At 42.8% G+C, this 24,078-nt stretch carries 21 protein-coding genes; 10 read left to right on the top strand and 11 right to left on the bottom strand.

All coding sequences use genetic code 11. The annotated features are described in order from the left end of the window. Position 1 precedes the first annotated feature (1 nt). Positions 2 to 1,282 carry a protein kinase gene (locus tag GX654_06875; protein NLD36576.1) on the bottom strand — a complete coding sequence of 427 codons (1,281 nt, stop codon included), beginning with the start codon at positions 1,280 to 1,282 and terminating at the stop codon, positions 2 to 4. A 311-nt stretch (positions 1,283 to 1,593) separates the two neighbouring features. Here GX654_06875 and GX654_06870 point away from each other — a divergent pair, with 311 nt between their 5' ends. The 4 genes from GX654_06870 to GX654_06855 all read left to right on the top strand — a co-directional run bounded on the left by GX654_06870 (position 1,594) and on the right by GX654_06855 (position 4,537). Next, positions 1,594 to 2,565: a rhomboid family intramembrane serine protease gene (locus tag GX654_06870; GenBank protein NLD36575.1), complete on the top strand. Its 972-nt coding sequence runs from the start codon at positions 1,594 to 1,596 to the stop codon at positions 2,563 to 2,565. A gap of 144 nt (positions 2,566 to 2,709) precedes the next feature. Beyond that, on the top strand, positions 2,710 to 3,765 hold the full coding sequence (locus GX654_06865; protein NLD36574.1) for a phosphoribosylformylglycinamidine cyclo-ligase: 1,056 nt from the start codon (positions 2,710 to 2,712) through the stop codon (positions 3,763 to 3,765). Between the two features lie 14 nt (positions 3,766 to 3,779). After that, on the top strand, positions 3,780 to 4,082 hold the full coding sequence (locus GX654_06860) for a twin-arginine translocase TatA/TatE family subunit (protein NLD36573.1): 303 nt from the start codon (positions 3,780 to 3,782) through the stop codon (positions 4,080 to 4,082). Next, complete coding sequence (locus GX654_06855) at positions 4,079 to 4,537, top strand: CoA-binding protein (protein NLD36572.1); 459 nt, start codon at positions 4,079 to 4,081, stop codon at positions 4,535 to 4,537. The genes GX654_06860 and GX654_06855 overlap by 4 nt, the downstream gene beginning before the upstream one ends. A 25-nt stretch (positions 4,538 to 4,562) precedes the next feature. Here the strand turns inward: GX654_06855 and grxC are convergent, their stop codons facing one another. The 5 genes from grxC to GX654_06830 all read right to left on the bottom strand — a co-directional run bounded on the left by grxC (position 4,563) and on the right by GX654_06830 (position 10,418). After that, the gene (gene grxC / locus GX654_06850; protein NLD36571.1) at positions 4,563 to 4,820 is read right to left on the bottom strand and encodes a glutaredoxin 3; all 258 of its coding nucleotides are present in this window, start codon (positions 4,818 to 4,820) and stop codon (positions 4,563 to 4,565) included. Further along, positions 4,817 to 5,752 (bottom strand): hypothetical protein, encoded by a 936-nt coding sequence (locus GX654_06845; protein NLD36570.1) that lies wholly within the window; start codon positions 5,750 to 5,752, stop codon positions 4,817 to 4,819. Before GX654_06845 ends, grxC begins: the two co-directional genes overlap by 4 nt. A gap of 72 nt (positions 5,753 to 5,824) precedes the next feature. Next, positions 5,825 to 7,711, bottom strand: a complete 1,887-nt coding sequence (gene asnB, locus GX654_06840) for an asparagine synthase (glutamine-hydrolyzing) (GenBank protein NLD36569.1) — start codon at positions 7,709 to 7,711, stop codon at positions 5,825 to 5,827. Positions 7,712 to 8,060: 349 nt separating this feature from the next. Next, positions 8,061 to 9,584: a hypothetical protein gene (locus GX654_06835; GenBank protein ID NLD36568.1), complete on the bottom strand. Its 1,524-nt coding sequence runs from the start codon at positions 9,582 to 9,584 to the stop codon at positions 8,061 to 8,063. 162 nt (positions 9,585 to 9,746) lie between these two features. Beyond that, positions 9,747 to 10,418 carry a flavodoxin family protein gene (locus tag GX654_06830; GenBank protein ID NLD36567.1) on the bottom strand — a complete coding sequence of 224 codons (672 nt, stop codon included), beginning with the start codon at positions 10,416 to 10,418 and terminating at the stop codon, positions 9,747 to 9,749. Positions 10,419 to 10,556: 138 nt separating this feature from the next. Between GX654_06830 and GX654_06825 the strand changes: the two genes are divergently transcribed. Genes GX654_06825 through larA form a run of 3 tightly spaced genes read left to right on the top strand, consistent with a single transcriptional unit; the run spans position 10,557 to position 13,608 of the window. Next, a complete protein-coding gene (locus tag GX654_06825; GenBank protein NLD36566.1) occupies positions 10,557 to 11,009 on the top strand; it encodes a hypothetical protein in 453 nt (150 codons plus the stop codon). Positions 11,010 to 11,039: 30 nt separating this feature from the next. Beyond that, positions 11,040 to 12,263 (top strand): iron-containing alcohol dehydrogenase, encoded by a 1,224-nt coding sequence (locus GX654_06820; GenBank protein NLD36565.1) that lies wholly within the window; start codon positions 11,040 to 11,042, stop codon positions 12,261 to 12,263. Positions 12,264 to 12,321: 58 nt separating this feature from the next. Continuing rightward, the gene (gene larA / locus GX654_06815) at positions 12,322 to 13,608 is read left to right on the top strand and encodes a nickel-dependent lactate racemase (protein ID NLD36564.1); all 1,287 of its coding nucleotides are present in this window, start codon (positions 12,322 to 12,324) and stop codon (positions 13,606 to 13,608) included. A gap of 49 nt (positions 13,609 to 13,657) precedes the next feature. On the opposite strand, the gene GX654_06810 is transcribed toward larA, so the two are convergent. After that, positions 13,658 to 13,960: a hypothetical protein gene (locus GX654_06810; protein ID NLD36563.1), complete on the bottom strand. Its 303-nt coding sequence runs from the start codon at positions 13,958 to 13,960 to the stop codon at positions 13,658 to 13,660. A gap of 135 nt (positions 13,961 to 14,095) precedes the next feature. On the opposite strand from GX654_06810, the gene lspA reads away from it, so the two are divergent. After that, entirely contained in the window at positions 14,096 to 14,605 is a 510-nt protein-coding gene (gene lspA, locus GX654_06805) for a signal peptidase II (GenBank protein ID NLD36562.1), read from the top strand. Between the two features lie 137 nt (positions 14,606 to 14,742). Here lspA and GX654_06800 read toward each other — a convergent pair whose 3' ends face one another. From GX654_06800 to GX654_06785, 4 genes are all read right to left on the bottom strand, one after another. Further along, complete coding sequence (locus GX654_06800; GenBank protein NLD36561.1) at positions 14,743 to 17,070, bottom strand: beta-glucosidase; 2,328 nt, start codon at positions 17,068 to 17,070, stop codon at positions 14,743 to 14,745. 19 nt (positions 17,071 to 17,089) lie between these two features. Then, positions 17,090 to 18,694 carry a hypothetical protein gene (locus GX654_06795; GenBank protein ID NLD36560.1) on the bottom strand — a complete coding sequence of 535 codons (1,605 nt, stop codon included), beginning with the start codon at positions 18,692 to 18,694 and terminating at the stop codon, positions 17,090 to 17,092. 167 nt (positions 18,695 to 18,861) lie between these two features. Continuing rightward, complete coding sequence (locus tag GX654_06790; GenBank protein NLD36559.1) at positions 18,862 to 19,992, bottom strand: xylose isomerase; 1,131 nt, start codon at positions 19,990 to 19,992, stop codon at positions 18,862 to 18,864. Positions 19,993 to 20,013: 21 nt separating this feature from the next. Continuing rightward, positions 20,014 to 21,345, bottom strand: a complete 1,332-nt coding sequence (locus tag GX654_06785; protein NLD36558.1) for a hypothetical protein — start codon at positions 21,343 to 21,345, stop codon at positions 20,014 to 20,016. A gap of 92 nt (positions 21,346 to 21,437) precedes the next feature. On the opposite strand from GX654_06785, the gene GX654_06780 reads away from it, so the two are divergent. Further along, positions 21,438 to 22,430 (top strand): methyltransferase domain-containing protein, encoded by a 993-nt coding sequence (locus GX654_06780; protein ID NLD36557.1) that lies wholly within the window; start codon positions 21,438 to 21,440, stop codon positions 22,428 to 22,430. Between the two features lie 467 nt (positions 22,431 to 22,897). Beyond that, positions 22,898 to 23,509, top strand: a complete 612-nt coding sequence (locus GX654_06775) for a lytic transglycosylase domain-containing protein (GenBank protein NLD36556.1) — start codon at positions 22,898 to 22,900, stop codon at positions 23,507 to 23,509. Positions 23,510 to 24,078: the final 569 nt, after the last annotated feature.

Genomic DNA, 24,078 nt, shown 5'->3' with positions numbered 1-24,078 from the left:
TCTATCTATTTCTGGAGGATGTGGATAATCTCTGGACCAGTGTTACCGCGAAGTTTTTAAAAAAGAGATGCTTCAGGGAATCGGATGCATTATCAAGTAGTGATGCGCTGATCTTTAACAGGATGCAGTCTGTTTCGGCTGTAACATCTGCTATCCTCTTCTGGCTCCCTATAAGGGCCATCTCACCAATACAGTCTCCAGTATTTATGGTGGCTATAAGGCTGCTGCTTTTCCTGACTCCGGCCCTTCCGCTCATCAGTATATAAAATGTATCGTCTATCTCTCCTTCAGAGACTATTTTTTTCCCATTTTCTATCTTGAGTATCTGACTCAGTGACACTATCTCTTTTACCTCGTCATGGGGGAAGCTCTGGAAGAATTTAAGGTGTGATATGTAATCGGCCACATCCTTTATCTTGTCACTGCTTACTGCAGAGCCTGATATGCCCCTTAGTGCAATCCTCAGATCATAGGCAAGCTCAGTGCATGTCTGATACCTTGCACCTGCATTCTTTGCGATTGCCTTTTTAACAATATCACCCATTATCTCAGGCAGGTCATTTCGTATGGAAAGTATAGTCGGAGGCTCTGTGTTGATTATTTTATAGATAATAGAAAAATTATTATCACCAGGAAATGCCTGCTCCCCGGAAAGGAGTTCATACAATACACAGCCAACTGAAAAGATATCGCTCTGAAAACCGATTGCAGATTCCTTGACCTGTTCAGGTGACATATAGCTCGGGGTGCCAAAAAAACCGGCTGAAGGTATATCCTCTATCATCTGGGCAACCCCGAAATCGGTGATCTTGGTTAAACCCTCTTCATCGAGCATGATATTGGCAGGCTTAATATCCCTGTGGATAATCCCCATCCTGTGGCTGTAGTCAAGGGCGCTGCATACGCTCAATATGATCTCAATAACCTTTTGGAGGGGAAGAAGATTATTTTTATCACAGTATCTGTTAAGGGTGTGCCCCTCAATATACTCCATTGCAATGTAGCAGAAATCTGCCTGTACACCCGCATCATGGATAGATACTATGTTTGGGTGGCTGAACTGCCCTGCTGACTGCGCCTCAACAAGAAATTTCTCCCTTGACCTGTCTGTTGGGGTCTGGGCAATCTTGATTGCCACCTTTCTTTTTATATAGGGGTCTTTAGCCAGAAACACAATGCCTGAACCGCCCCGGCCTAGTTTTGAGACTATTTCATACCTGCCGATATTTTTTATGCCTGCAAGGCTCTCTGAAAAACTTCTGTCTACTGAGCTCTCTTCCATTTTTTACCCGTATGCGTTTAACCGGAACATGCTTGCCTTGGGCGATATTCAAAATTCAGGCCCTGTAAATTTCTAAAATTCTACTTAAAGATGTTATAACTGTTTAGAAATAAGTGCAGGAAATGTCAATAGAATTTACCTGTCAAAGACTGCCTGAAAATGTTAATGCAACTTTTTTCCGGCTTAAGAGATATAATAAAGGATCATTTAAGCACCGGTTGTTATCTTGTTATATATACAGTGCATATTTTATCTTCCGCAGAATGATAGATTCTGCTATTACTGATCTATATCATTAAACTGGAAGAGATATGTTACCATTACGAGATACAATTAGTTCAAAAAATTACCCGGTTGTTAACAATATATTAATTGCTGTAAATATCTTTTTTTTTCTGATCCAACTGTCTCAGGGAACCAGCTTTGATTCATTTATACGCGTCTACGGGCTTGTTCCGGCAAGGTACACGGTGCCGGAGATAGGGAGGATGTTTAATCCACTTGAACAGGTAATAGCCCTTGTTTCATTTATGTTTCTTCACGGCGGGTTCTGGCATCTTTTAGGTAATATGTGGTCATTATATATATTCGGTGACAACATAGAAGACAGGCTTGGTCATGTAAGGTACCTGATTTTTTATCTGCTGAGCGGCATTGCATCAGGCGTGTTACATCTGGCGCTGAACCCCCATTCCACCATACCCACGATAGGGGCGAGCGGGGCTATTGCAGGTGTAATGGGAGCTTACATGATTTTATATCCAAGGTCAAAGATACTTACGCTGATACCTCTCTTCTTTATCCCATATTTAATAGAGGTGCCTGCCTTTATATTCCTTGGTATCTGGTTTTTACTGCAATTTTTAAATGCGGCAGGATCACCGGCTCATGGCGGCGGTATTGCCTGGTGGGCCCATATAGGAGGCTTTATCGCAGGGATAATCTTTTTAAAGATGCTGCTGGTCACCCCAAGGTCAGGCATAGGCGATAAACTGCGTGTGGCTACATCAAAAAAAGGGACACCAGGGTTGCAGAATATTCATACGACCAGTACCACAGAAAACCCTGATCTTAGCGGCGATATTGTGATAAGCCCGCTGGAGGCAATACACGGAACAAGAAAAATGGTCAATATACCCTGGGGATTTCAGCAAAGGCTTTTCAGGGTAACCATACCGCCTGGTGTAAAGGATGGCTCCATGCTCAGGTTAAGGGGTATGGGAAAGAGGATATCTTACGACCGGAGCGGTGATCTTTTTCTTAAGGTGCTTGTTCGTGAATAATTTCCTTCTATTTTATGCAGGAAGAAATCTGTTGACAAAACAGGGTATCTGACACACTATTTATCATCTTTTTATTTATAAATTAGACAAATCGAATGCTCGATTGGTAATCAATATTTATAAGCGGACTGGTAGGGACTTTTAATGACATCAAAGAAGAAAAAAGATAAATATTCAGAGGCAGGCGTTGACATTGATGCCGGAAATAATTTTGTAAAGCTGATAAAACCAATAGTATCCAGGACATTTAAACCGAATGTTATCACTGATATAGGCGGTTTTTCAGGGTTTTATTCAATGCCTGTACAGGATATGAAGAACCCGGTTCTTGTGGCATCAACAGACGGTGTTGGCACAAAACTGAAAGTTGCCTTTATGATGGACAAACATGACACAGTAGGCATTGACCTTGTTGCCATGTGTGTAAACGATATAATTGTTCAGGGTGCAACACCCCTTTTCCTGCTTGATTATATAGCAATGGGAAAACTTGATGTTAACAGGTGTGTGGAGATAGTAAAAGGCATATCAGCGGGCTGCATAGAGGCAAACTGCTCTCTTATAGGAGGTGAGACTGCTGAAATGCCCGGTTTTTACAGTGAAGGGGAGTATGATCTTGCCGGATTCGTTACCGGGATCGTGGATAATGACCAGCTCCTTGATGGTTCTGAGATTGCCTTTGGTCACCAGCTCATAGGTATCAGTTCAAGCGGACTGCATAGCAATGGATACAGCCTTGCAAGGAAGATCTTTTTTGACCAGTTGAAGATGAAGGTTACTGACTATGTGGATGAATTCGGAAAGACCCTTGGCGAAGAGCTCCTTACCCCCACAAGAATCTATGTCAAGACACTCAGTAACATCAGCAAGGGGTTCCGTATTTATGGGATAGCCCATATTACCGGTGGAGGGCTTACGGATAACCTCCCAAGGATAGTGCCTGCGCAATGTAAGCTTGTAATAAAAACATCATCATGGACACCTCATCCTGTTTTCCAGTATATGCAAAAGGCCGGGGAAATTTCTGATGAAGATATGCTGAGGACATTTAACAATGGTCTTGGCCTTATCATAGTAGTAAGCGAAGATGAGCTGAGCGATGCCCTGGAGCGCTTTAAATCTGTGGGTGAAACGGCCTATCATATAGGGTCGGTTGAGGCGCGTGGCAAGGATGATCAACCTGTTGAGTATGTAAAATGAAAAGGAAATAAAAGATGTTTGGACTAGGAGTGCCAGAGCTAATAGTTATTGCTGTTATAATATTTGTCTTATTCGGCGCAAAGAGGATCCCTGACATAGGGAAGGGGCTGGGCGGCGCAATACGTGAATTCAGGAATATCAAAAAAGAGATAATCAGCTCTCCATCAAAAGAGACCCCTGAAAAAAAGGAAGAAGAAAATGCCCCTGATACGATTGAGGAGGGCATTAAAAAACAGGTTATAAATCATGTGCCCGGGGTGAAAAAGGCCATGGAGATATCTGAAAAGGTAAAAAAGGTAAACGAGATAATAAAATGATCAACCCTGATAAATCTTTTATTGACAGCATTAATCCTTCACCAGAAAAAATCAGGCAGGTACTTGATAAAACAAAGAAGATAGCTGTTGTTGGTCTCTCACCAAAGGAGGAGAGGCCATCCAACATGGTCGCCAGATACCTTGTTAAACACGGATACAGTATCACCCCTGTTAATCCGGGCCAGAAAGAGGTACTTGGCGAAAAATGTTTTAGTTCACTGATGGATATACCTTATGATGTTGATATGGCGGATCTTTTTATAAGTAACGAAAGAATACCTGATGCTGTTGACCAGGCTATTAAAAAAGGCATAAAGGTGATCTGGATGCAGCTTGGCGTATTTCATCGTGAGGCGTGTGAAAAGGCATTAGAAGCCGGGGTGACTCTGGTTGTTGACAGGTGTATAAAGATCGAGCATGAAAGATTAAGTAACCCTTTTGTTACAAAAACGTAAATCGTAGACAAGGCATGCCTTGTCTCTACTCGACTAACAGGTCATTCAGTTTATTTTCTTTTTCCAGAGCATGCAGTTCATCAGACCCTCCCACATGATAATCCCCGATAAATATCTGCGGTACTGTGCGTCTTCCTCCGCTCTTTGTTACTGCCTCTATTGCGAGTTCAGGGTTAAGGTCAATCCTTAATTCGTAATATTTAACCCCTTTATCTTCAAGAAGCTTTTTTGCCCTGATGCAGTAGGGGCAGCTTTGGGTTGTATATATTGTTACCTTTTTCATAGAGCCTCTCCTGTATGTTGATATAAAGTTTCCTGAAATACACTTATGAATCTTTGCCATTTAGCTTCAAACTGATCAAAGAGCACACTGTCAATGGTCCTGAGTTCAATGGATGGGCCTTTTATATTCAGCCTGATATCTGTAAAGATAGTCGTAAGATGATACATGAATGCATCAAAGGACAAATCATCTGTCTCTAAAAATGGCAGATTTTTCCCGATATGATATGCCCTTGCAGCATGATCCACAATCATCTCAATCACCTCAGATGGTGTCATATCATGCCTGACCTTGAATGGCTGGCCGCACCTGGATGGGTCAGTATTGTCCCATATATCCCTCCTGTCACTCCCCATTTTAAACTCATCCATCTCAGACATTCTTATCAAGGCTGCAAGAATGAGAGGCAGTTCATCAATATCTTTAATTCCGGCATGGAGATGTATGGATGCAGTGCCCTTCATCATATCTAAGCCCCTCGTGCTGCATCTTGAAAGCCTGCTGTGCAGGTTGATGTACCTTTGTGAATCAAGACAGAGTGGTGAATCCTTACGTCCTGCAATATAACCCTGTGCAAGATATTCTATGCCCAGGTCCTTTTTAAAAATATCCAAAACATTTTTTATTTCGTTTAGGTATTCGGTAAATCTTCCTTTTTCGTGTGCGAGGAGTGGCTGTGTATGGAATTCTATCTGGCCGCCAGGCTCAAAATCTATGTACATGCATTTTTTATGCACAAAGGCTGCGCCTTCTCTTTTAAATCCCTTTTCAGATAAAAAAATATAAATCTTATTCATGATATCAAGATTGAGTGGACGCTTTGGTAAAAATTCATATTCAAACCCGAATGTCTGCTGGCCGGGTATGATCTTTTCCTCCAGTAATGTAAGTAGTCTCCTGCTGTATTCTTTAATGTATTTACCCTGATCCATATATTCTCCTTAAACAAACAACATGATATTTTTATATCCTGTTATCTGTTTTTTGAACACTATAGTCACTCATTATGAAAAGAAAAGGTCATACCATAAGGTGAATATAATAACCGCATAAATCCTGTCTGCCTCTGAAACCAGTGTATTGGGTCCTACATCCTCCTTTGATAATAGGCTGATGTGTCTTTTCAGGATATCAGGGTTGATAATGCCCTGTTTTTTAACCATATCCCCGAACATCACCTCTTTAATGCATTCAGGCAGTCTTGAAGGTTCTGAAAGCCAGTCAGCCATTGGTATGGTAAAGGGCTGTTTTTTCCTGAAGGCGGTTTCCTTATCCAGGATAGAATACATTGCAAATGAATTACCGCAAATATATTTTTCACGATTATTTGCAGGATTCACCTTGAAGTCAACCGGCAGGGTAGCAGCAAACTCTGCAAGCCTGTAATCAAGAAACGGGGTACGTGCCTCAAGTGAATGCCTCATGGAGAGTTTATCAAGCCTTAATATCACATAGTCTGGGAGTCTTGCCCTGGTTTCCATTGCTATAGCCGCATTAAGGGGGTGTTCGTTACCGCTTAAATATGGTGTGGCATCTATAGGAAATTGATCATTCAATCTATCCTTACCGGTCAGCTCCTTCAGTTCATCACCTGTAAAAAGTGATTCACTCTGAATATATCTCTCAACCGGATTGTTACTCCTTATTTTCATGTATGATTTTAATTCAGGGTAAATCTCTTCAATCACTTTCTGCTCTGGAATAGAAAGGCCGTGATACACGCTTGCAGCCGTTTCTAAAAGAAATTTACGGTACCCGCCAAATATCTCATCAGCCCCTTCTCCTGTTAATACAACCTTCACCCTTTCACCCGCCATCCTGCATACCTGGTCTGTTGGAAGGATTGTGCCTAATGATATGGGCTCTTCAATGGATTTTATAATTTCAGGCAGCTCTTTAAGCATCTCTGATCCGCACAGCCCGGTATGCTGCCTTGTTAATCTAAACCTGTTGCCATTCTTTTTGATAAACTCCTCTATAAGCGGAAGTTCATTATACTTGTCTTCATTAAAGGAGATGGAAAAGAGCCTGATGTCTGGTTTTGTTACTGTTGCCTCTGATGAAACAGCAGAGGAGTCTATGCCCCCGCTTAAGAGCGTGCCTACCTCTACATCCGACCTCATCCTTATCCTGACCGCATCCCTGAAAAGCCTTATGAACTCTTCTGATGCCTCCTCTAGCTTCATATCAGGTATGATCCGGTCAAGTTTATAATCCCAGTATCTTTTTATTTCATATTTTTTACTATCCAGGTTGTACTCAAGGTAAGAGCCAGGCGGAAGTTTTTTTATACCATCAAACATGGTATCTGTACCCGGTACATAACGGTACTTAAAGAATGTCTCTATTCGGTCCCGGTTGATCTGTGTCGGCCTCATGTTCCCTTTTAAGAGAGACTTTATCTCTGATGAAAAAAAGAAGTTGTTCTCCCATTCAGTATAGTACAGTGGTTTAATACCAAACCTGTCCCTGAAGAGTATAATTTTTTTATTAATATGGTCATATATCGCACCGGCATACATACCGTTCAGCATGTTCAGAAAATCCAGGCCATGCTTTCTGTACATGTTAAGGGCGACCTCAATATCCCCTTTTGTTGAATAACCCATTTCAGGGGCAGTGGCCTTTAGTTCAAGATAATTATAGACCTGGCCATTACATATGATGGCAGATTGATCCTGCTGTGACACGATAGGCTGCATGCCTGTTTCTAGGTCAAGGATGGAAAGCCGCCTGAAACCAAATCCGATAAAACCTGACCTGAAGGTATAGACTGCCTCTCTTTTGTCATCCGGGCCGCGATGGGCCTGAAGAGCCCCCATTTGTTCAAGCCTGAGGTGTATTTCATCTTGAGAAAGATTGTATGAGATTATTCCGCTTATTCCGCACATTATAAAACCCTGTATTTGTTTAAACCCAATATATCTGTTCTTTGCACAGATTTCACCTGTTTTTCTGAAAGGATTTTTTAATGTGACCAGTTAAAATGGGAAAAAGATTATACCGTGACTCATCCTTGTTTAAAACGAATTCTCAAACATCTATGTAAATGCTGAATGATGGTAAAAGAGGTAACGCAAATTGAATTATGGTGATTATAGCAGTAGGGGCAGGCCTCCGTGCCTGCCCGCATATGATGGTGCAGGACAATCATCTCCTGGCAACCACCGGTGGTTACCCCTATAATCTGGATTTTTTTATTTTGTATAAACATACAAACCGTGTAAAAAAGAAAAAACATCACCTTCGTCTATTTACCACAGGTATCTTTACCCCGTCCGGCAGCCCCTCAAAGCCAGTAACAACAGTCTTTATACCCATTTCTCTCATTGCTTCTTCAGCCCTGATAAGAGGATTGTAATTCTGCAGATTTCTTTCGCCATTGGGCGCGCCTGCCTTGAACCAGAGCTTTCTTGATACAGCGCCGTAAATTAAGGGCATGTATGGCAGAAATTCGGATGAACCCTCTGTTGAACGGTGTGAGAAAAAGGCGGTTGCACCGATCTTTTTGATATTATCGAGCGCCTCCTTAAGGCTTTTAACTCCAAGGGCCTTAAGCTCTTTTAAAACCCCGCTCAAATCCTTTCTGGCGGTTAGAAATTTTTCAACACGATCCGGGTCTGCAATGCCAAGCACAATCTCTGTTGCAAGAGAGGTCTCTGTAAATGTCCCTGCCTGGTTGAGCTTTATAAGGACAGAGTTACCAGCCCTCTCTTTCTGCTCAGGTGCAGCAAGGAAGGGGATAATAAATCTCATCTGTGTTACTGCTGCATCATCAATAACTATCTGCACCCTGTTTCCATATTTTTCATTCATGAGTTTATGGGCCTTGATATCCGATTCAGAGCCGGGGTCTTCCATTGTTACAAAGTTATCCGCACTTTTTACAATGTCAGCGTCAAACTCAATAAGCTCTTCGCGGGTCTTTATCCCCAGCCCGGAAAATCTCATGTCATATAATCCCTTTTCCTTTAGTTCTTCGGTCTTCTGGATTTCGCTGAAGGCATTGTCTGTGCCTATTGCATAATCGGTAATTTTTAATCCAATCTGTTTTGCACACTCCCTGATCCTGTTAAGACCTTCATAATTATCTTTAACCGGAAATACAAACCCTCTTTCCTTGGCGGTTCCTGTTGTATGCCCGTCCCTTACCAGGTTCTTTTCAAACTGCCTGAAGAATTTTATGGCCTGTGTGAAAACACCTTTTATTGACTTTTCCTTCATAGCAAAAAAGAACATCTCCTGTATGTCCTGTTTGGTGCCTGGCACATGCTCGCCGCCGCATACCATATTGAATGCAATGTTAGGCATATAAAATGTCTTCATGCCCTTTGGCGCAAGCAGTTGCCATGCCTCATAGCCTGATGCCTTTAACAGTATCTGGAAAAATACCGTGGAGGAGGCAAGGCAGGCATTCCCTCCCCACTTCTTTTTGTTGGGGCCTGCCTTTTCAACAAGCTTCAGGTCAAACTCTTCTACAGCCTTAATGATGTCAGCAGGTTTTTTGATAACAACCTTTTTGGGTAAAAGGGGCACAATGTTTTTTTCAATGGATTTAATTGCCTTGTCATTGGGGATATATATTGCCTCATTTTCACCATCTGATGTGCCTTTGGCAATGCCGTTTCTTTCTTCTATTGTATAACTGTCACGGCCCCTTTTTACCTTTGCTGTCATTACACCTTCAATGGTGTAGGCTGCATAGGATGATAGAATCTCTCTACCTTTAAGCTTGAAATCTGTAACTATTGTTTCTTTTGCCATTATTTTTTCTCCCGATAAGGTTTTTTAATGGTAAGTCATCAATGACTTTTTTTTGATTCATATGTTATTCATGGTTTTTAAAAGGGTTAAAACAGTTGACTATTATTACCATTTTGGTTTTTATTATCAACTGTTTATTATGAAGTGCCATTTTTCTTATAATCAATATATGGCCTGTGCAATCCTCTGCTGCTCTTCGACCAGCTTTACGCCCAGTTTGAATGCATTTTCACAGTCAATCGGAAATATCTCTTCACGCCTTTTTTTCCTTGGTGCCTCATCAATACCATCAGCAACTACCTTTGAATAATCTGCAAACTGATATGTCTCATAGCTCATAAGTGATTCTGCCTTTCCAAGTATCATGTTCATGACCTGCTCATTTCCACTGAACAACCTGTCATAACCCACTTGAGAGGCAAAATTTTCAGGGCAGTTCATGGTGTATATAAGCCCAATCCCTATTTTTTTGGGGAAAAGGGTCTTTGGCGGGAATGTATAAACAAGATAGGGGAAAAGCAGCCGTTCAATAAATGACCTCAATTCACCGGTGACATCGCCAAAATATATGGGAGAACCTAGGATGAGCACATCAACATTTTTAATCTTTTCATACACAGGGGTCATCTCATCCCTGAATCCACATGTGCCGTAACTCTTTCCGCCCCGTATTTTACAGGCAAAGCAGCTTGTGCACCCCTTGAAATTATAGTCATAAAGGTGAATGATCTCTGTTTCAGCCCCTTTTGATTTTGCGCCTTCAAGGGCCTTATTTAACAGTATGCCTGTATTCCACTCCTTTCTCGGACTCCCATTAATAGCCATTACCCTCATTTTTCCCCTCCTGTTAAGAATTGCCTGAAAAATAAAATCCATCCAAATGAATAAAGATTATCAGATGACTTTCCTTTTATAAAGAGCTATATATACCCAGTCCAATCATTTTAAAACGATACCACACAGGAGAGTCTGATGGAATTTGAAGAAATTGCCTCTGAGATTCACAGGATTATAACCGGCAGGAAAGAGAATAAACAGGCGGTTCAAAAGATCGCTGCTATTTTGGGAAAGTCGCAGCAGACCATATATGACTGCCTTTACGGGCGAATCAAGATTAATCTGGACTTTATTAAGGCAGCAGTAGAGGCAACCGGTGACCCTGATATTAAGGCCTTTCTGGAACCTTCAGGGTGGGCATTATATCAGAAACCCACATTAGGAGATATAACAACTAACTTTGAAAAAGAGGTAAATGATATATTTATTGCAGTTTCTCATCTTTCAGAGTCAATAAAGGAGGCCATTAAAGATAGAAAAGTGGACAGACAGGAACTTGCTTATCTTAAAAGACTTAGAGCTGAGGTTGCCAGGCAGACAGATGAAGTGATGTTGTTTGCAGAAGAGATATATACAAAAAAATGCTGACCATTAAAGACTATTAATAAGGAGGGTGACATGTTTAATAAAAATATTTATGAGTTTCCTATTCTTTACACTAATCCCATACCAAAGGTTGCCCTGGGATGGGGGGCTTATGAAACCATAGCAGATGAATGCAGGGCCAACCGCATTAAAAAGGCCCTGATAGTCACATCCGGTCTTAAAGGTACAGGTATTATTGATGAGATAAAAGGGGTTTTAAAACACGGCGGAATCGCTTTTGATGTTTTTGACGGCATAACCTCTAATCCAAAAGATCATGAGATAATGAAGGGCTACAGGGTATTCAAGGATGCGGGATGCGACGGTATTATTGCTGTGGGCGGAGGCAGTTCCATCGATGCGGGGAAGTGCATCAGGGTAATTGATGCTAACGGCGGAAAGGATGTAACTAATTTTGCTGCAAAGCTTAACCCTCCCTGGATGGAGACTCTTGCAAAACTGAACCCCTGCGTTATCCCCCAGATATCTGTGCCAACCACATCCGGCACAGGAGCTGAGGTAACATCATGGGCTGCAATAAGCAATACAAAAGAGCTGGCCAAGGTACTTATAGGAGCACCCAATATACAGACAACAGTAGCGGTTATTGATCCCCTGTTTATGAGGCTCATGCCCAAAAAGCTTGCTGCCTGGACAGGCTTTGATGCCATGTCACACGGCTACGAGGCATTTTTAACTAAGATTCAAAGCCCCTATTCATACGGCATTCTCATCAGGGCGATTGAACTAATATATAAAAACATAAGGGATTTCACCCATAACCGGATGGACAGGGATGCCTGTGAAAAGATGTGCTGGGCAAGCACTATGGGCGGGATAGCTATAGGCTTCGGGGCAGGGGCAGGCATTGTTCACGGCCTGGGGCACCAGTTAAGCGCTGTAACTGACTGTCATCACGGGCATGCCAATGGCGCGCTGGTTCTGGCTGCTGAAAGGTATAATCAGCCTGCTGCTACAGATAAATTTGCAGCCATGACCCAGGCAATGGGTATTGATACAACCGGCATGACACAGCTTGAAATGGCAGACCGCTGGTTTGACGAGATGGAACAGCTCCTCCATGATATTGAGATACAGCCAGGTTATCTGAAAGAGCAGTTTGGCTTTAAGGAGGATGACATTGACCATATTTATAAGGTGTATGCCAATGACTTCTGCAGCCAGGGTAACCCAAAGGAGTTGATTGAAACTGAGGTAAAGGACCTTTTAAAAAGCCTTCTTGATTCACCTTATTAACCTTCTTTTATAGATGCCGGGTTTTAAGCCCGGCCTCCTTTATCATGGTTTGTCTCCTATGAAAGATCTCTATATCAGATACGGGCATAAAAAATTATTTTTTGATGTGCCTGAAGGTTTTAACATCCTTGATGTTGCGGATTTTGAAGATAACCCTGTTTTATCCGATACTAAAAATCTTACCATAAATGCCCTTGATAACCCTGTAGATGCGCTGCCTCTTGAAAAACAGTTAAGGCCATCTGACAGGATAGCAATACTCATAGAGGACAACACCCGCAATTCTCCCAAAAAAGAGATACTTAAGCATCTGCTTGAACGGCTTGCCCGCATATCCATACCTGAAAGCAACATCATAATAATCGTTGCACTCGGTACTCATGAAGCGCTGACCAGTAAAGAGATGATAATGACATATGGCGAGGAGGTTATTAATGATTACACCATTATCAATCATGACCCTCTCTCCCCTGATCTTATGCCTGTCGGTAAACTTGTATCTGGTACGGTTGTTAGGATAAACAGGCTTGCATACGAGGCTGATTTCAGGATAGGCATAGGTTCCATATTTCCGCACCCGTTGAACGGTTTTGGTGGGGGCGGAAAGATCATGTTTCCGGGCATTTCAAATTTTGATGCCATACTTGAACATCATATGAGGTATGCATTCAGGAAGATTGTTCTCGGGGGTTTGACTCCCAACCCCTTTTATGAGGAGGTAACAGCCCTTGCCAGTGCAGGGAGGCTTGATTTTATTATTAACAGTGTGCTTGACCATAATGATAACCTGTATAATGTAGTAGCAGGTCACCCTGTTAATGCTCACACAAAAGGCGCGGGTATTTGTAAAAAACTTGTTTCAAAAACCTTTAAAAACAGGGCAGATATCACCATAATAAGTGCCTTTCCCTATACTCAGGCGACCCAGCTTATGAAGCCCCTTGAGCCCGCATCCATTATTACAAAGGAGCAGGGTGTGATTATTCTTACAGGCAAATGCACTTCAGCCTTTAGAATGGGGTACCTTGATGCATGCCTGGCATTCAGGGAAAAATACAAAGGCAGGCTTAAAGAGGCTCTTTTTGATTTTTTTAATTCAGGGCAGAGGATTATCAGCGGAGGCGCCCCTGAACTTAATATGTCAATTGCCCAGGTGATCCTTGCCCTTGAAAGTTATCGTGTTATCCTGTTTTCAGGGGAAGTCCCGCAAGATGATGCGGAAAAACTCGGTTTTATTAGTGCTGCAACCATTGAAGATGCAATTCACAAAAGTGCCCAGTTCATACCTTATCCAACTGTTAATGTTGTTCCATCAGGAGGTGTAATAATACCGGAACTGGAATAAACATCCGGTTTGAGGTTTCCGGTTTGAGGTATACGGTCTTAAAATTCAGTTACTCTATGAGTAAATCCCATCCCCTGTTAAAACCTATTACCATTGTCGGTTCAAGGCCACTTTTATGTGGCTTGTCGCAACTTACCCCTGCATATTCTGATATGAAATTTTCAGCATTTTTTGTGCATGCCGGTGTCAGATAAAAAGGAAAGTATCCTGTGTCAGTCGGCTGGCCTGCAAACATGGCCATGTCTGTTGGCATGCCTGCCTCATGAAAGGCATCACGAAATCTCGCCTGTAACCGCTTTACCTCTCCTGACTTCAGGTCATCACCGCTCAACAGGATTTTTGTCCAGGCCATTTATTGCTCCTTTTTTAAAAATTTTTACAAATTTTTTATAAATATCTATATCTCATTATTGAACTAAATGTTTCTATATAATATATTGCCTGAATCGGAATCTCTATAATATCTCATAAGGAAAAAGTAAAGCATATGAAAATAAAAGAAAGGGCCATATATATTTTAATGATACTCGCCGGGACAGTTTTATCTGATCAGGTTACAAAAAAGATTGCACAGGAATACCTTCAGAATTCGGCACCCATCTCCTTTTTATATAACTTTTTTGTACTGACATATGCTGAAAACACAGGCGGATTTCTGGGTATGGGGGCCAATGTAAATGAGGAGATCAGGTTCTGGCTCTTTTCTGTTGCCGTATCCCTTTTTCTTGCCGCCATGTTTGTCTACCTGATCTTTTCAAAGGCCTTTTCCACAAGACAGACCCTTATGCTGGCAATGGTGCTTGGTGGGGGCATAGGAAACCTTATAGACAGGCTTATGTATGATGGAAAGGTAATTGATTTTATGAATTTCGGAATAGGCCCTCTCAGAACAGGTATCCTGAATGTGGCTGATATTTACATAACCTTCGGGGCAATATTCCTGTTTTTGTTTATCTTAGGTGATGGAAAAAAGATTCAGAATGAAAAATCAGAGTAATGCAGGTATGGGTGGTGTGTGCTGCCAATATTGTTAAATCAGGCATTTTGTGTAGAGACAGGTTTAAAACCTGTCTCTACGTAAGGACATTCCTGATGATTCCTGAGAAATATTTAATGAGACCATTTACCAGGTCATTAACAATCTACCAATTTTACATCTGTTATTAAAATCCTATCCTCACCGGGGTATCGTTTCTCACCTGTAACCATTATGCTTTTATCAAGCCTGATATCCTCACTTGATGACCCGATCATAATCCTTATCTCACCCGGCTCTACTATCTTCCTGTAATCAAGGCCGGTAAATGCAAGCAAGTCTGCATAAAGTGTAAAAATTATCTTTTTCTGTTCACCCGGCATTAAAGAAACCCTCTTATACCCCTTAAGCTCCTTTACAGGCCTTGGGATGCTGGCCACCGGGTCGTTTATATAAAGCTGTGCCACCTCATCGCCCGCCCGTTTACCGCTGTTTTTTATTTTGAAACCTATATCAATTTTACCATTCACAGGTATTTCGGATGATGGAAGCTCAAGATCGCTGTATGTAAATTCTGTATAGCTCAGGCCGTGACCGAACGGGAATACGGGCGTGAATTCAGGTAGCTTCGGGAAGCCCTGTGAAAGAAATTTATGGTTATAAAACAGGGGCTGTACACCTGCGGACTGGCTGAATGTGAGTGTGGTTTTGCCACCAGGGTTAAGGTCTCCAAACAGGGCGTCAACAATTATGCCTGCCCCTTCCTGACCAGGGAACCACGCCTCAAGGATTGCCGATGCCCTTTTAGCAATCTCTGGCATGGCAAATGGCCTGCCATTAAGCAGAACTATTACTACAGGTTTTCCTGTATCAAAGATTGCCTTAACAAGCTCTTCCTGGCCCCCTGGTAGAGATAGGTCAGGGGTGTCTGTCCCTTCGCCAACACTCCCTGTCCTGAAGTGACCTGCCTTGTCGCCAACTACAAGGATGGTTATATCTGCACTACTGGCAGCATTGACAGCATCAGGTATCATGGAGAGCTCTTTATCCAGTATATTGCATCCCTTTGCATAGATGACCCTCTCTGCGCCAATTTTTTCCTTTAGCTTGTCAAGGACAGTGGAGGCATGCACCACCTCTTCTGCCATATCCTTATAGTGGGTGGATACCACATGGTTTTCAAAACTGTAGTTGCCAAACAGGGCCATAACCTCGTGGGAATTGGGGCCGATAAGGGCTATCTTTTTAATATCCTTTGATAAGGGGAGGGCTCCTTTATTGGATAAGAGGGTAATGGATTTTTCCGCTACCTTTGCGGAAAGTGCGCGCTCTTCCGGAAGGTTCAAGCTGATTGCATCTGTGTCCACATAGGGGTTTTCAAAGAGGCCAAGCCTGAACTTCTGTTTCAGTATCCTTTTTACAGAGCTGTTTATGTCATCCTCTGTTATCAGACCATCATTAAGTGCATCCCTTAACCCATTGGGGTACATGGTGGGGTTGGGGAGTTCAATATCAAGCCCTGCCTTAATGGCTGCTGCTGCGGCCTCCTTTATTGTTGCTACAATCCTGTGCATATCTTTTAAGAATGTGATAGAGCCGTAATCAGAGACTGTGAAGCCATCAAAGCCCCACCTGTTTCTTAAGACCTCGGTGAGCAAAAAGTGTGATGCCCCCGGCACCTCGCCGTCAAACTCATGATACCCGTTCATGAGTGAGAGCACCTTGCCCTCCTTCACAGCCATCTCAAATGGGATAAAAAAGATATCCATGAGATCACGTTTACCTACATGCACAGGCGCAAAATTTCTGCCCCCTTCGCTGAATGAATAGCCTACAAAATGTTTCAGTGTGGCAATCACCCCATTTTTTATCTCATTACCCTGAAGGCCCTTTACATAGTTTGTTACCATTGTGCCTACAAGATAGGGGTCTTCGCCCATAGTCTCCTCAACCCTGCCCCATCTGGCATCCCGTGCAACATCACACACAGGGGCAAGCCCCTGGTGCGTGCCCAGTTGCCTCATCTGACGCCTGATTACATCACCCACCTCTCTTATCAGTTCAGGCTCCCACGTGGAGCTGTAATTTACAGGCGATGGAAAGGAGGTTGCGCCCTGGGCCATGAGCCCACTCAGGCACTCCTCATGACAGATTACCGGTATGCCGAGGCGAGTTTCTTCCCTGAGCCTTTTCTGGATGCGGTTTACTGTATTTGCGCCTGTTACCGGGTCAACAGGTCTGCTGCCAAAGGCCCTGGTGATCTGCCCGATGCCTGACCTCAGGTAATAGTCTATATCAAGACCGCCAGCGTTTTTATCAAGGTCATCCCCCATTATCGTTGGGGCCATTTCACCCTTTTCAGGGTCAAAGCTGAGCCATATAGATGTAAGCTGAAGTATCTTTTCTTCAATGGTCATCCTTTTAAGCAGGTCTTTCACCCTCTCATCAACCGGCTTTGACGGCTCCTTATATAAAGGCCGGGTCATTTTTACTTCCTTTCATGAGTTATTGGGGCTTGCTGGTTTTTTCAAGCTCAAGATATCTTTTTATAAGTTCCTTCATGGTTTTTACATTTTCAGGGATTGGTCTTTTTATGGATGAGCCATCTTTTCTCACATATCTTCCTGCTGCCTCTTCATAGGAAATATTCAAGCTCTTTACAGCAGCGCTTATTGCGCACCCCAGGGGTGCAGCAACCGGAGGGTTTTCCATGGTACAGGTCTCTGCGTTAAATGCATCAGCGATCCACTGCATCATGAGGCCGTTCTTTGCGCCACCGCCTACAACACACAACTCCCTGACCTCGCCAAGGTGGCCAGAATGGAGTTTCAGTGATAACACCTGTGACAGGATCAATGCCCTGATGTTTTCTTCAGGCATCTCTTGAGAAAAGTTATCCCGGATGATCCCCTTTTTTCTTAATGGTACAGATTCATCAAAGAGATAGGGAAGAAGCAGTTTTTCATCAGCAGAGAGCAGGGCAGGGGCTGCTATATTTACATATTCTTTCCAGTCCGAATCAACAGGGGTTTTATCTTCCGATTTGAGCAGGTATCTCTTTATAAAATGGTCATGCACCTTTGCGCCATTAGTGATTACTGAAAGGGCCATTGCCTTTCCTTTTGTATAACCGAATATGTTGAATTCACCATCCTTTGATGGTGTAATTTTAGCCATAACACCGTTTACTGTATAGCTGCTGCCAAGAGATATAACAATATTGCCACCGCAGCCCATTAGTGTGGCAGGGTTGTCGCCAGTGCCTGTCAGGATTTGAGTGTCAGGTGAAAGGCCAAATTTGATTGAGAAATAGGGGCTGATTTTACCAGCACCGGAATCATAATGATCAATTGCGCCAAGCTTTGATAAGAGTGGTGATCTGATGCCGGAGTCAAAAAGATATTTATCCATGACGCTGATCACCCTTTCATTCCAGCATGGGTTATCTATATCAAGGCTGTTCAGGTTTGTGCCCCATCCGTCCCCTGTATCAACTGGTGATATTTTACCTGTAAGGATGGATGTGATAAATGCGCTTAAGACAAATATATTTGATGTATTATTGTATTCTTCAGGGTTTTCCTTTGCCCATTTCAGAATCTGTGATGCGGGGAACCTCAGCTCAGCCCTGTTTCCTGTAAGGCTAATTATTCCCCCATCATTTTTCAGCGCATCATTAATATATTCTGCCTGTTTTTGAGTGCTCCTGTCTTCCCATATGGGGGATGAAGGGCGTGAGATGGAGGGCATAAGCTGAGCAATAAGTGTTTTGTCAGGGGCAAGGTTAGAAATTGTATGGTCAAAAGAGGCGCTTACATAAACAGTACAATGCTGCATCCCGTCCGTCTTTATGGCCTTTATTGCAGAGACATCTATGCCGCTCTCCTTTATCCTTTTAAAGGCAAGGTCAATTGCCTCAATAAGCATGAATGGTGAAGTGTGCCTTATGTCACCGGATGAGGAAGGAAGCACACCACCCTCAGTCTTATATGAAGGAAATGATTGATCATAGTTAAATGAGTCCATAAAACAGATATTATTACTGGATAGATCAAGAATCACAATTTTACATGACTGGGTGCTGAATTCGATACCGCAGGATAGTGGCATATTTTCTCCTGGTTACAGGGCCTCTTATTTGATCTTGATTTTCGTAGGGGCGGGATTTATTCCCGACCTGTCTTTGTATCATGTATTTCGTAGAGACAAGGCATGCCTTTTCGTAGAGACAAGGCATGCCTTGTCTCTACATAAGGTTATGAAATACCTCGAACCCTTTATTTCACATACACCTCATTAAAGTACTTGCATGCGCGCACAACAGAGTCCCTCATCAGGTCTTCTGCCTTTGCGGTCTCTCTCTTAACAAGGTATTGCCATAAGAGGTTATAGTCCAGGTCACTTGCTGCCCTTTCACATGCCTCCCAGCTCAGGACGCTTCTTACAACCCTGTCTATGCCCTGTTCCTCTGTATCATGCGCCCTCACCTGCATATCATGACCTTTCCAGCGGTTGAACCCTGCCTGATCTATTAGCCCTGCAATGGCGATGTTCATGCCGTTTATCCTTGCGCCGTGATCAATATCAAATTTGCCCGGGCCGCCCAGTATGATGCCGTCATTGTATCCCTGGCTGTTTACATGCATGTGCATAAGCATGTTATTATCTATCTCTTCCACTGTATCATAGATATGATCAAGGCCTATCATCTCGGAGTGTCCGAACTCCTTGTTGACCCCATTTTTTGAAATATCAATACCATACTCCTGTTCAAGCTTTTTCCAGAATACAATGGCGCTTGCAACCGTGGGCAGGAACATGGCAGGGTATCCCTCATTGGGTTTTGGTTCTATTGCGATATAGAGCTCTCCGCCAAGGGATTTTTCGAGCCTGCACAGCCCGGCAACACCCTCCTTGAGATACTGATACATCTTCTGTATCCCTGTTGAGGCAAGGTCATAACCGTATGACCCGTTCCACAGCACAAATGTTGGAGGGACATCCTTGTGCCATGCCTTTTTCAGATCTTTATATGCCAGCTCAACAGACCTTGCGCCATATGCATTTGCAGCCTTTCTCTCTACCGGATCAGGCGAGCATATGCCGCCATAGGGGAAATGCCTGTGTGCGCCCGGTGTAACCATGGCAAGCGCGATATTGTTTTCACACAGGGCATCTGCAATGGCCTTTGCATTATCTTCACAGTATTCATAGTCATAATGTATTTCAAAGCCGAGTTCTATATCTCCAGGCAGTCTGGGCCTGATCTGTTCATTTATAAGTTTTATCTTTCCAACTGTGTCAAGTTTGTCCCCGGACCATGCTGCGCGTGTATCATAGGGGGTGAAACCTCCCTTACCTGCATTGAATGTCCATGCGCACAGACTGTGATATGATTTTTTCATGATTGATATGCTCCTCTAAATAAATTATTTTTTGTAAACACCATATTCAAATGCCGCCTCGCTCATGGCATGTATGTTTTCAGGTATGCCCTTGTCCAGCGATGCCCCGCCTGCAAGTATATAACCGCCTCCCTTGCCAACTATCTCAATCAGCTTTCGGCAGTATTCCTTAACATCTTCAGCCTTTGCGGTGCATAACATTGAGGTTGGCACATTACCCATGAGGCAGGCATGATTGCCAAGTATCTCCTTTGCCTTGAACATGTCTGTCTGGTCAAAATACCAGATTACGGCTCCCCTTGGCAGGTCTTTGATAATCTCAAGTCTTTCATTATATTTCCCTTCGGCAAAGAGGAGCGGCACAACACCTTGTTCATAGATGCCCATGATCACCTTTCTGAAGGTGGGCCAGTAAAATTCCCTGTACTGCTTGTCTGACATCATGGTGTCATCACCCTTGTGAAGCGGGAATACCGCTATTGGCACCCCTGACATGTTTGCACCATCCACTGCAATTTTAATATTAAGGGGGACTATCTTTTCCATTGCCTGATGAAGCTTGCCTGGCTGCCTGTACATATCCATTATTATACCGCGGGTTCCCCTTAATGTGTCACCCATAAGGTCAAATGGCGCATGGGCATACGCCCCCATCATGGCAGGGTATCCCTCTGCCATTGCCATCTGCCTGAACTTCATAAAGGGGATCTGCCACTTTGCCTCTTCCCTGCCATATTCGACCATCTTTAAAAGCATATCCTGAACCTGTGGGTTTGACATGGCGCTCAGGAACATATTGGGGAAACCGAGTGAGTTAGGCAAAGGTGGAAACATGGTAAGAGGCTCCAGCAGCCCCATTGTGCGGGGAAGGTAGCATCTGAATACGAAATCAGACATGTCATTTATAAAGAGATCATACTCATCACTCTTCATATATTCACCCTCGACAAACTGGTTGCCATGGCCATCCTCAGGAAGCCCGTGTCCAGGGTATTTTGAACATTTTGTGTCAAGAAGCTCAGAGGCCTTGCCCGATGCAATCATGGGCGCTGCATAATCATCCGCCTTAAACACCCTGAATACATCCATGTATGCCTTAATGAGTTTTTCATTATCATACATGGCCTCTTTGTAGGTCATCCCTGCCATGTATATCGGTGTGGTGCCGGTGGGAAGCATGACAGGCACCCTGTCAGGCTCTTCAAGTTTTATGGCCTTGATAAACCTTGTAACTATATCTTTGTATTTCTGTTCTGCTGCCGGGCTGTTAAAATGTCTTCCTTCTGTTGAAATCCATTTTTCAAATCGCTTTTCACGTTTTTCTTCAGGTGATAGAGTGCTCCAGTTTTTTTCCATTTTTTATGACCCCCGATTGATTTTTCGCGGATTATATGTTCTTTTATATTTCATGTCAAAGGGAACCATTTAAATTTAATGAAGGAGAATTTATGATGAATAATGCCGAATTTACCATAAAAGATATCAATTTTTTGTCACGATCATTCCAGCAGAGCAGGGTATTCCTTACCTCATTTGAACTCGGGATTTTTACAATCCTGGGTGATGCGGATAAGGCTTCAGAAGAGATAGCAAAAGAGATAAATACAGACTTAAGGGCAACAGACCGCCTACTGAATGCCTTATGTGTTACCGGTGCGATAGAAAAGGTAAATAACAGGTTCAAAAATTCGGATGCAGCTAAAAAGTATCTTGTAAAGGGAATGCCTGATTATCAGGCAGGAATGATGCATTCTGTTAACCTGTGGGATTCATGGAGCAACCTCACCATGTCTGTAAAATCGGGTTCTGCTGTAAACCAGAACTCTGTTGAGGAGAGGGATGAGAAATGGTTTAAGCCATTTATTGCCGCAATGCACAACAGGGCATTTGCCGAGGCCCCATCACTTATAGCAGAGATAGATCTCACAAATGTGGAAAAGGTGCTTGATGTGGGTGGCGGTTCAGGCGCGTATTCAATGGCCTTTGCCAGGGCAGGGGAGCATATACGCGCTACAGTCTTTGACCTTCCTAATGTAATCACCCTTACTGAACAATATGTAAGGGATGCCGGGCTTGAAGCAAAGGTAAATACCATCCCCGGTGATTTTAATACCGATGAACTGCCGACCGGGTATGACCTTGTCTTTCTCTCGGCGATTATCCATATGAATTCACCTGAGCAGAATATCGTCCTTATTAAAAAAGCGGGCAGGGCATTAAACAGGGGTGGAAGGGTGGTAATCTCAGACTTTATCATGGATGATGATCGTATCTCCCCGGCCTTCGGGGCATTCTTTGCACTCAATATGCTGGTCAATACAAAATCCGGTGACACATATACAGAGTCTGAGATAAAGGTGTGGTTTAAAGAGGCAGGCATTGCATTTGTTGAAAGGAGGGAGACCCCATCCACAGGGCTGATAATCGGCTGTAAGATATAAAAGACTCAATTTTATCATTACTGTCCTGAACAGATTGTAATTCGTGTACCTGGAGAAATTTTTTTCCTTGCGCCCTGTGCCCTGCGCCTTGTGCCAGCATAAACAAATATCCATTCGCCTTGCTCCATGAGTAAGCTATTTTTGGTGCGAACACACAATTTTTTTTTTAACCTGTCTCATCATGTGTATAAAACTTTCCATAGATAAAAATTCCGGTATCCTGCACTCAATTACATAAAAAAATGGCAATCTTTTACATAGTCTTAAAAATGTAAAATTCCTGAATTTATATCTCGTTGAAATAACAACCTTTTATTTCGGCTATTTTCATTCTACCTGTGGCACAATCATTGCCTGCATTATAGGGTTAATTTAAGGACAGATACTATTTTATAAAGGCAGGAAACAATATTTTGACAGAATTAACCAGAAGAAAAACACTTTCAGAGAGGCATATACAATACCTGATGTTTATTTGTATGCTCCAGTATATGTTTACTCTCCAGGTAAATCACTTTGATATCCTTTCATTTAATAAAAACCAGGAACCTGTGGTTGCTATGCAACGCCTGGAAGAAAAACCAGCAGAACCTTCCATTGATGAATTCTTCACAAACCAGATAGCGCAGTCTGAATCTTTGTATATCCCGATTATATTTGAGGCTGCAAACGAGCATGATGTGGAGCTTGAAATGGTAAGGGCAATAATAATGGCAGAGTCACGTTATAATAACAGCTCTGTTTCACGCAAGGGCGCAAAGGGGCTGATGCAGCTTATGCCAGGGACAGCAAAATATTTAGGCGTAAAAGATATCCTTGATCCTGAAGAAAACATACATGCAGGGGTAAGATATTTTAAGTCCCTGCTTGAGCGTTTTGATGGAGATGTTGAGCTCGCATTAGCAGCATACAATGCAGGCGCCACTAATGTAAGAAGACATAATGGTGTACCGCCATTCAGGGAGACTCAAAAATATATCAAGAAGGTTCTTGCATACCAGGCATTCTATAAGAATGGCCCTGTAAATGAATCTCAAATGGTACAGGCAGATACGTCAGTAGATACAAAATCTTTATAGTTCAAGTCTCCTGACAAAGATTAGTTATGGAGAAGTAGTTACAATCAGTAAACGAAATGTTCCAGTTATTTAAATAGAGCCGCTTGCTGTTCGTATCAAAATTCTCCGGCTTGCCCTGTTTAATTTCCTAAAGGGAATTCGGTTTAACAGGGCGAGACCGGAGAAACCATAAACCGAACGTCATTCCCGTGAAAAGCGGGTCATCGATCCCGATTCATCGGGAAATCCAGTTGTTTTTGATTTTCAAATAATTGTCCGCCTCAGGTGGATAAGCCCCTTTCAAATATTAACGGGCAGACCCCAGTTGTTCCCCTAGTACTGCCTATCTTTCTAATTGCTTATTGATCCCTGATAATTGATCATTGATATTTGTTCATTGATAATTGTTCATTGATAATTGATTCCTTTTCTGCTAATACAAACATTCATTAAATAAAATAATTCTAATTAGTTAGCTCTAATCAGAAATAGATATTTACAGGATGGAGCGTACAGCGATTTACCAAGTCTTTGTTTTAAAGCCTTAAGCTGACAGCTGATCGCTGAATGCTGAAAGCCCCATCCAGAAT

It is taken from the genome of Desulfatiglans sp., from assembly GCA_012513605.1.
In the GTDB taxonomy this organism is placed as follows: Bacteria; Desulfobacterota; DSM-4660; order Desulfatiglandales; family HGW-15; genus JAAZBV01.
The sequence above is the reverse complement of the archived record's forward strand: the minus strand, read 5'-3'. Positions and strand labels throughout refer to the sequence as shown.

Coding starts and splice junctions, on each gene's coding strand:
- GX654_06875 (NLD36576.1), bottom strand. CDS start 1,282: ATGGAAGAGAGCTCAGTAGACAGAAGTTTTTCAGAGAGCCTTGCAGGC.
- GX654_06870 (NLD36575.1), top strand. CDS start 1,594: ATGTTACCATTACGAGATACAATTAGTTCAAAAAATTACCCGGTTGTT.
- GX654_06865 (NLD36574.1), top strand. CDS start 2,710: ATGACATCAAAGAAGAAAAAAGATAAATATTCAGAGGCAGGCGTTGAC.
- GX654_06860 (NLD36573.1), top strand. CDS start 3,780: ATGTTTGGACTAGGAGTGCCAGAGCTAATAGTTATTGCTGTTATAATA.
- GX654_06855 (NLD36572.1), top strand. CDS start 4,079: ATGATCAACCCTGATAAATCTTTTATTGACAGCATTAATCCTTCACCA.
- grxC (NLD36571.1), bottom strand. CDS start 4,820: ATGAAAAAGGTAACAATATATACAACCCAAAGCTGCCCCTACTGCATC.
- GX654_06845 (NLD36570.1), bottom strand. CDS start 5,752: ATGGATCAGGGTAAATACATTAAAGAATACAGCAGGAGACTACTTACA.
- asnB (NLD36569.1), bottom strand. CDS start 7,711: ATGTGCGGAATAAGCGGAATAATCTCATACAATCTTTCTCAAGATGAA.
- GX654_06835 (NLD36568.1), bottom strand. CDS start 9,584: ATGGCAAAAGAAACAATAGTTACAGATTTCAAGCTTAAAGGTAGAGAG.
- GX654_06830 (NLD36567.1), bottom strand. CDS start 10,418: ATGAGGGTAATGGCTATTAATGGGAGTCCGAGAAAGGAGTGGAATACA.
- GX654_06825 (NLD36566.1), top strand. CDS start 10,557: ATGGAATTTGAAGAAATTGCCTCTGAGATTCACAGGATTATAACCGGC.
- GX654_06820 (NLD36565.1), top strand. CDS start 11,040: ATGTTTAATAAAAATATTTATGAGTTTCCTATTCTTTACACTAATCCC.
- larA (NLD36564.1), top strand. CDS start 12,322: ATGAAAGATCTCTATATCAGATACGGGCATAAAAAATTATTTTTTGAT.
- GX654_06810 (NLD36563.1), bottom strand. CDS start 13,960: ATGGCCTGGACAAAAATCCTGTTGAGCGGTGATGACCTGAAGTCAGGA.
- lspA (NLD36562.1), top strand. CDS start 14,096: ATGAAAATAAAAGAAAGGGCCATATATATTTTAATGATACTCGCCGGG.
- GX654_06800 (NLD36561.1), bottom strand. CDS start 17,070: ATGACCCGGCCTTTATATAAGGAGCCGTCAAAGCCGGTTGATGAGAGG.
- GX654_06795 (NLD36560.1), bottom strand. CDS start 18,694: ATGCCACTATCCTGCGGTATCGAATTCAGCACCCAGTCATGTAAAATT.
- GX654_06785 (NLD36558.1), bottom strand. CDS start 21,345: ATGGAAAAAAACTGGAGCACTCTATCACCTGAAGAAAAACGTGAAAAG.
- GX654_06780 (NLD36557.1), top strand. CDS start 21,438: ATGATGAATAATGCCGAATTTACCATAAAAGATATCAATTTTTTGTCA.
- GX654_06775 (NLD36556.1), top strand. CDS start 22,898: ATGTTTATTTGTATGCTCCAGTATATGTTTACTCTCCAGGTAAATCAC.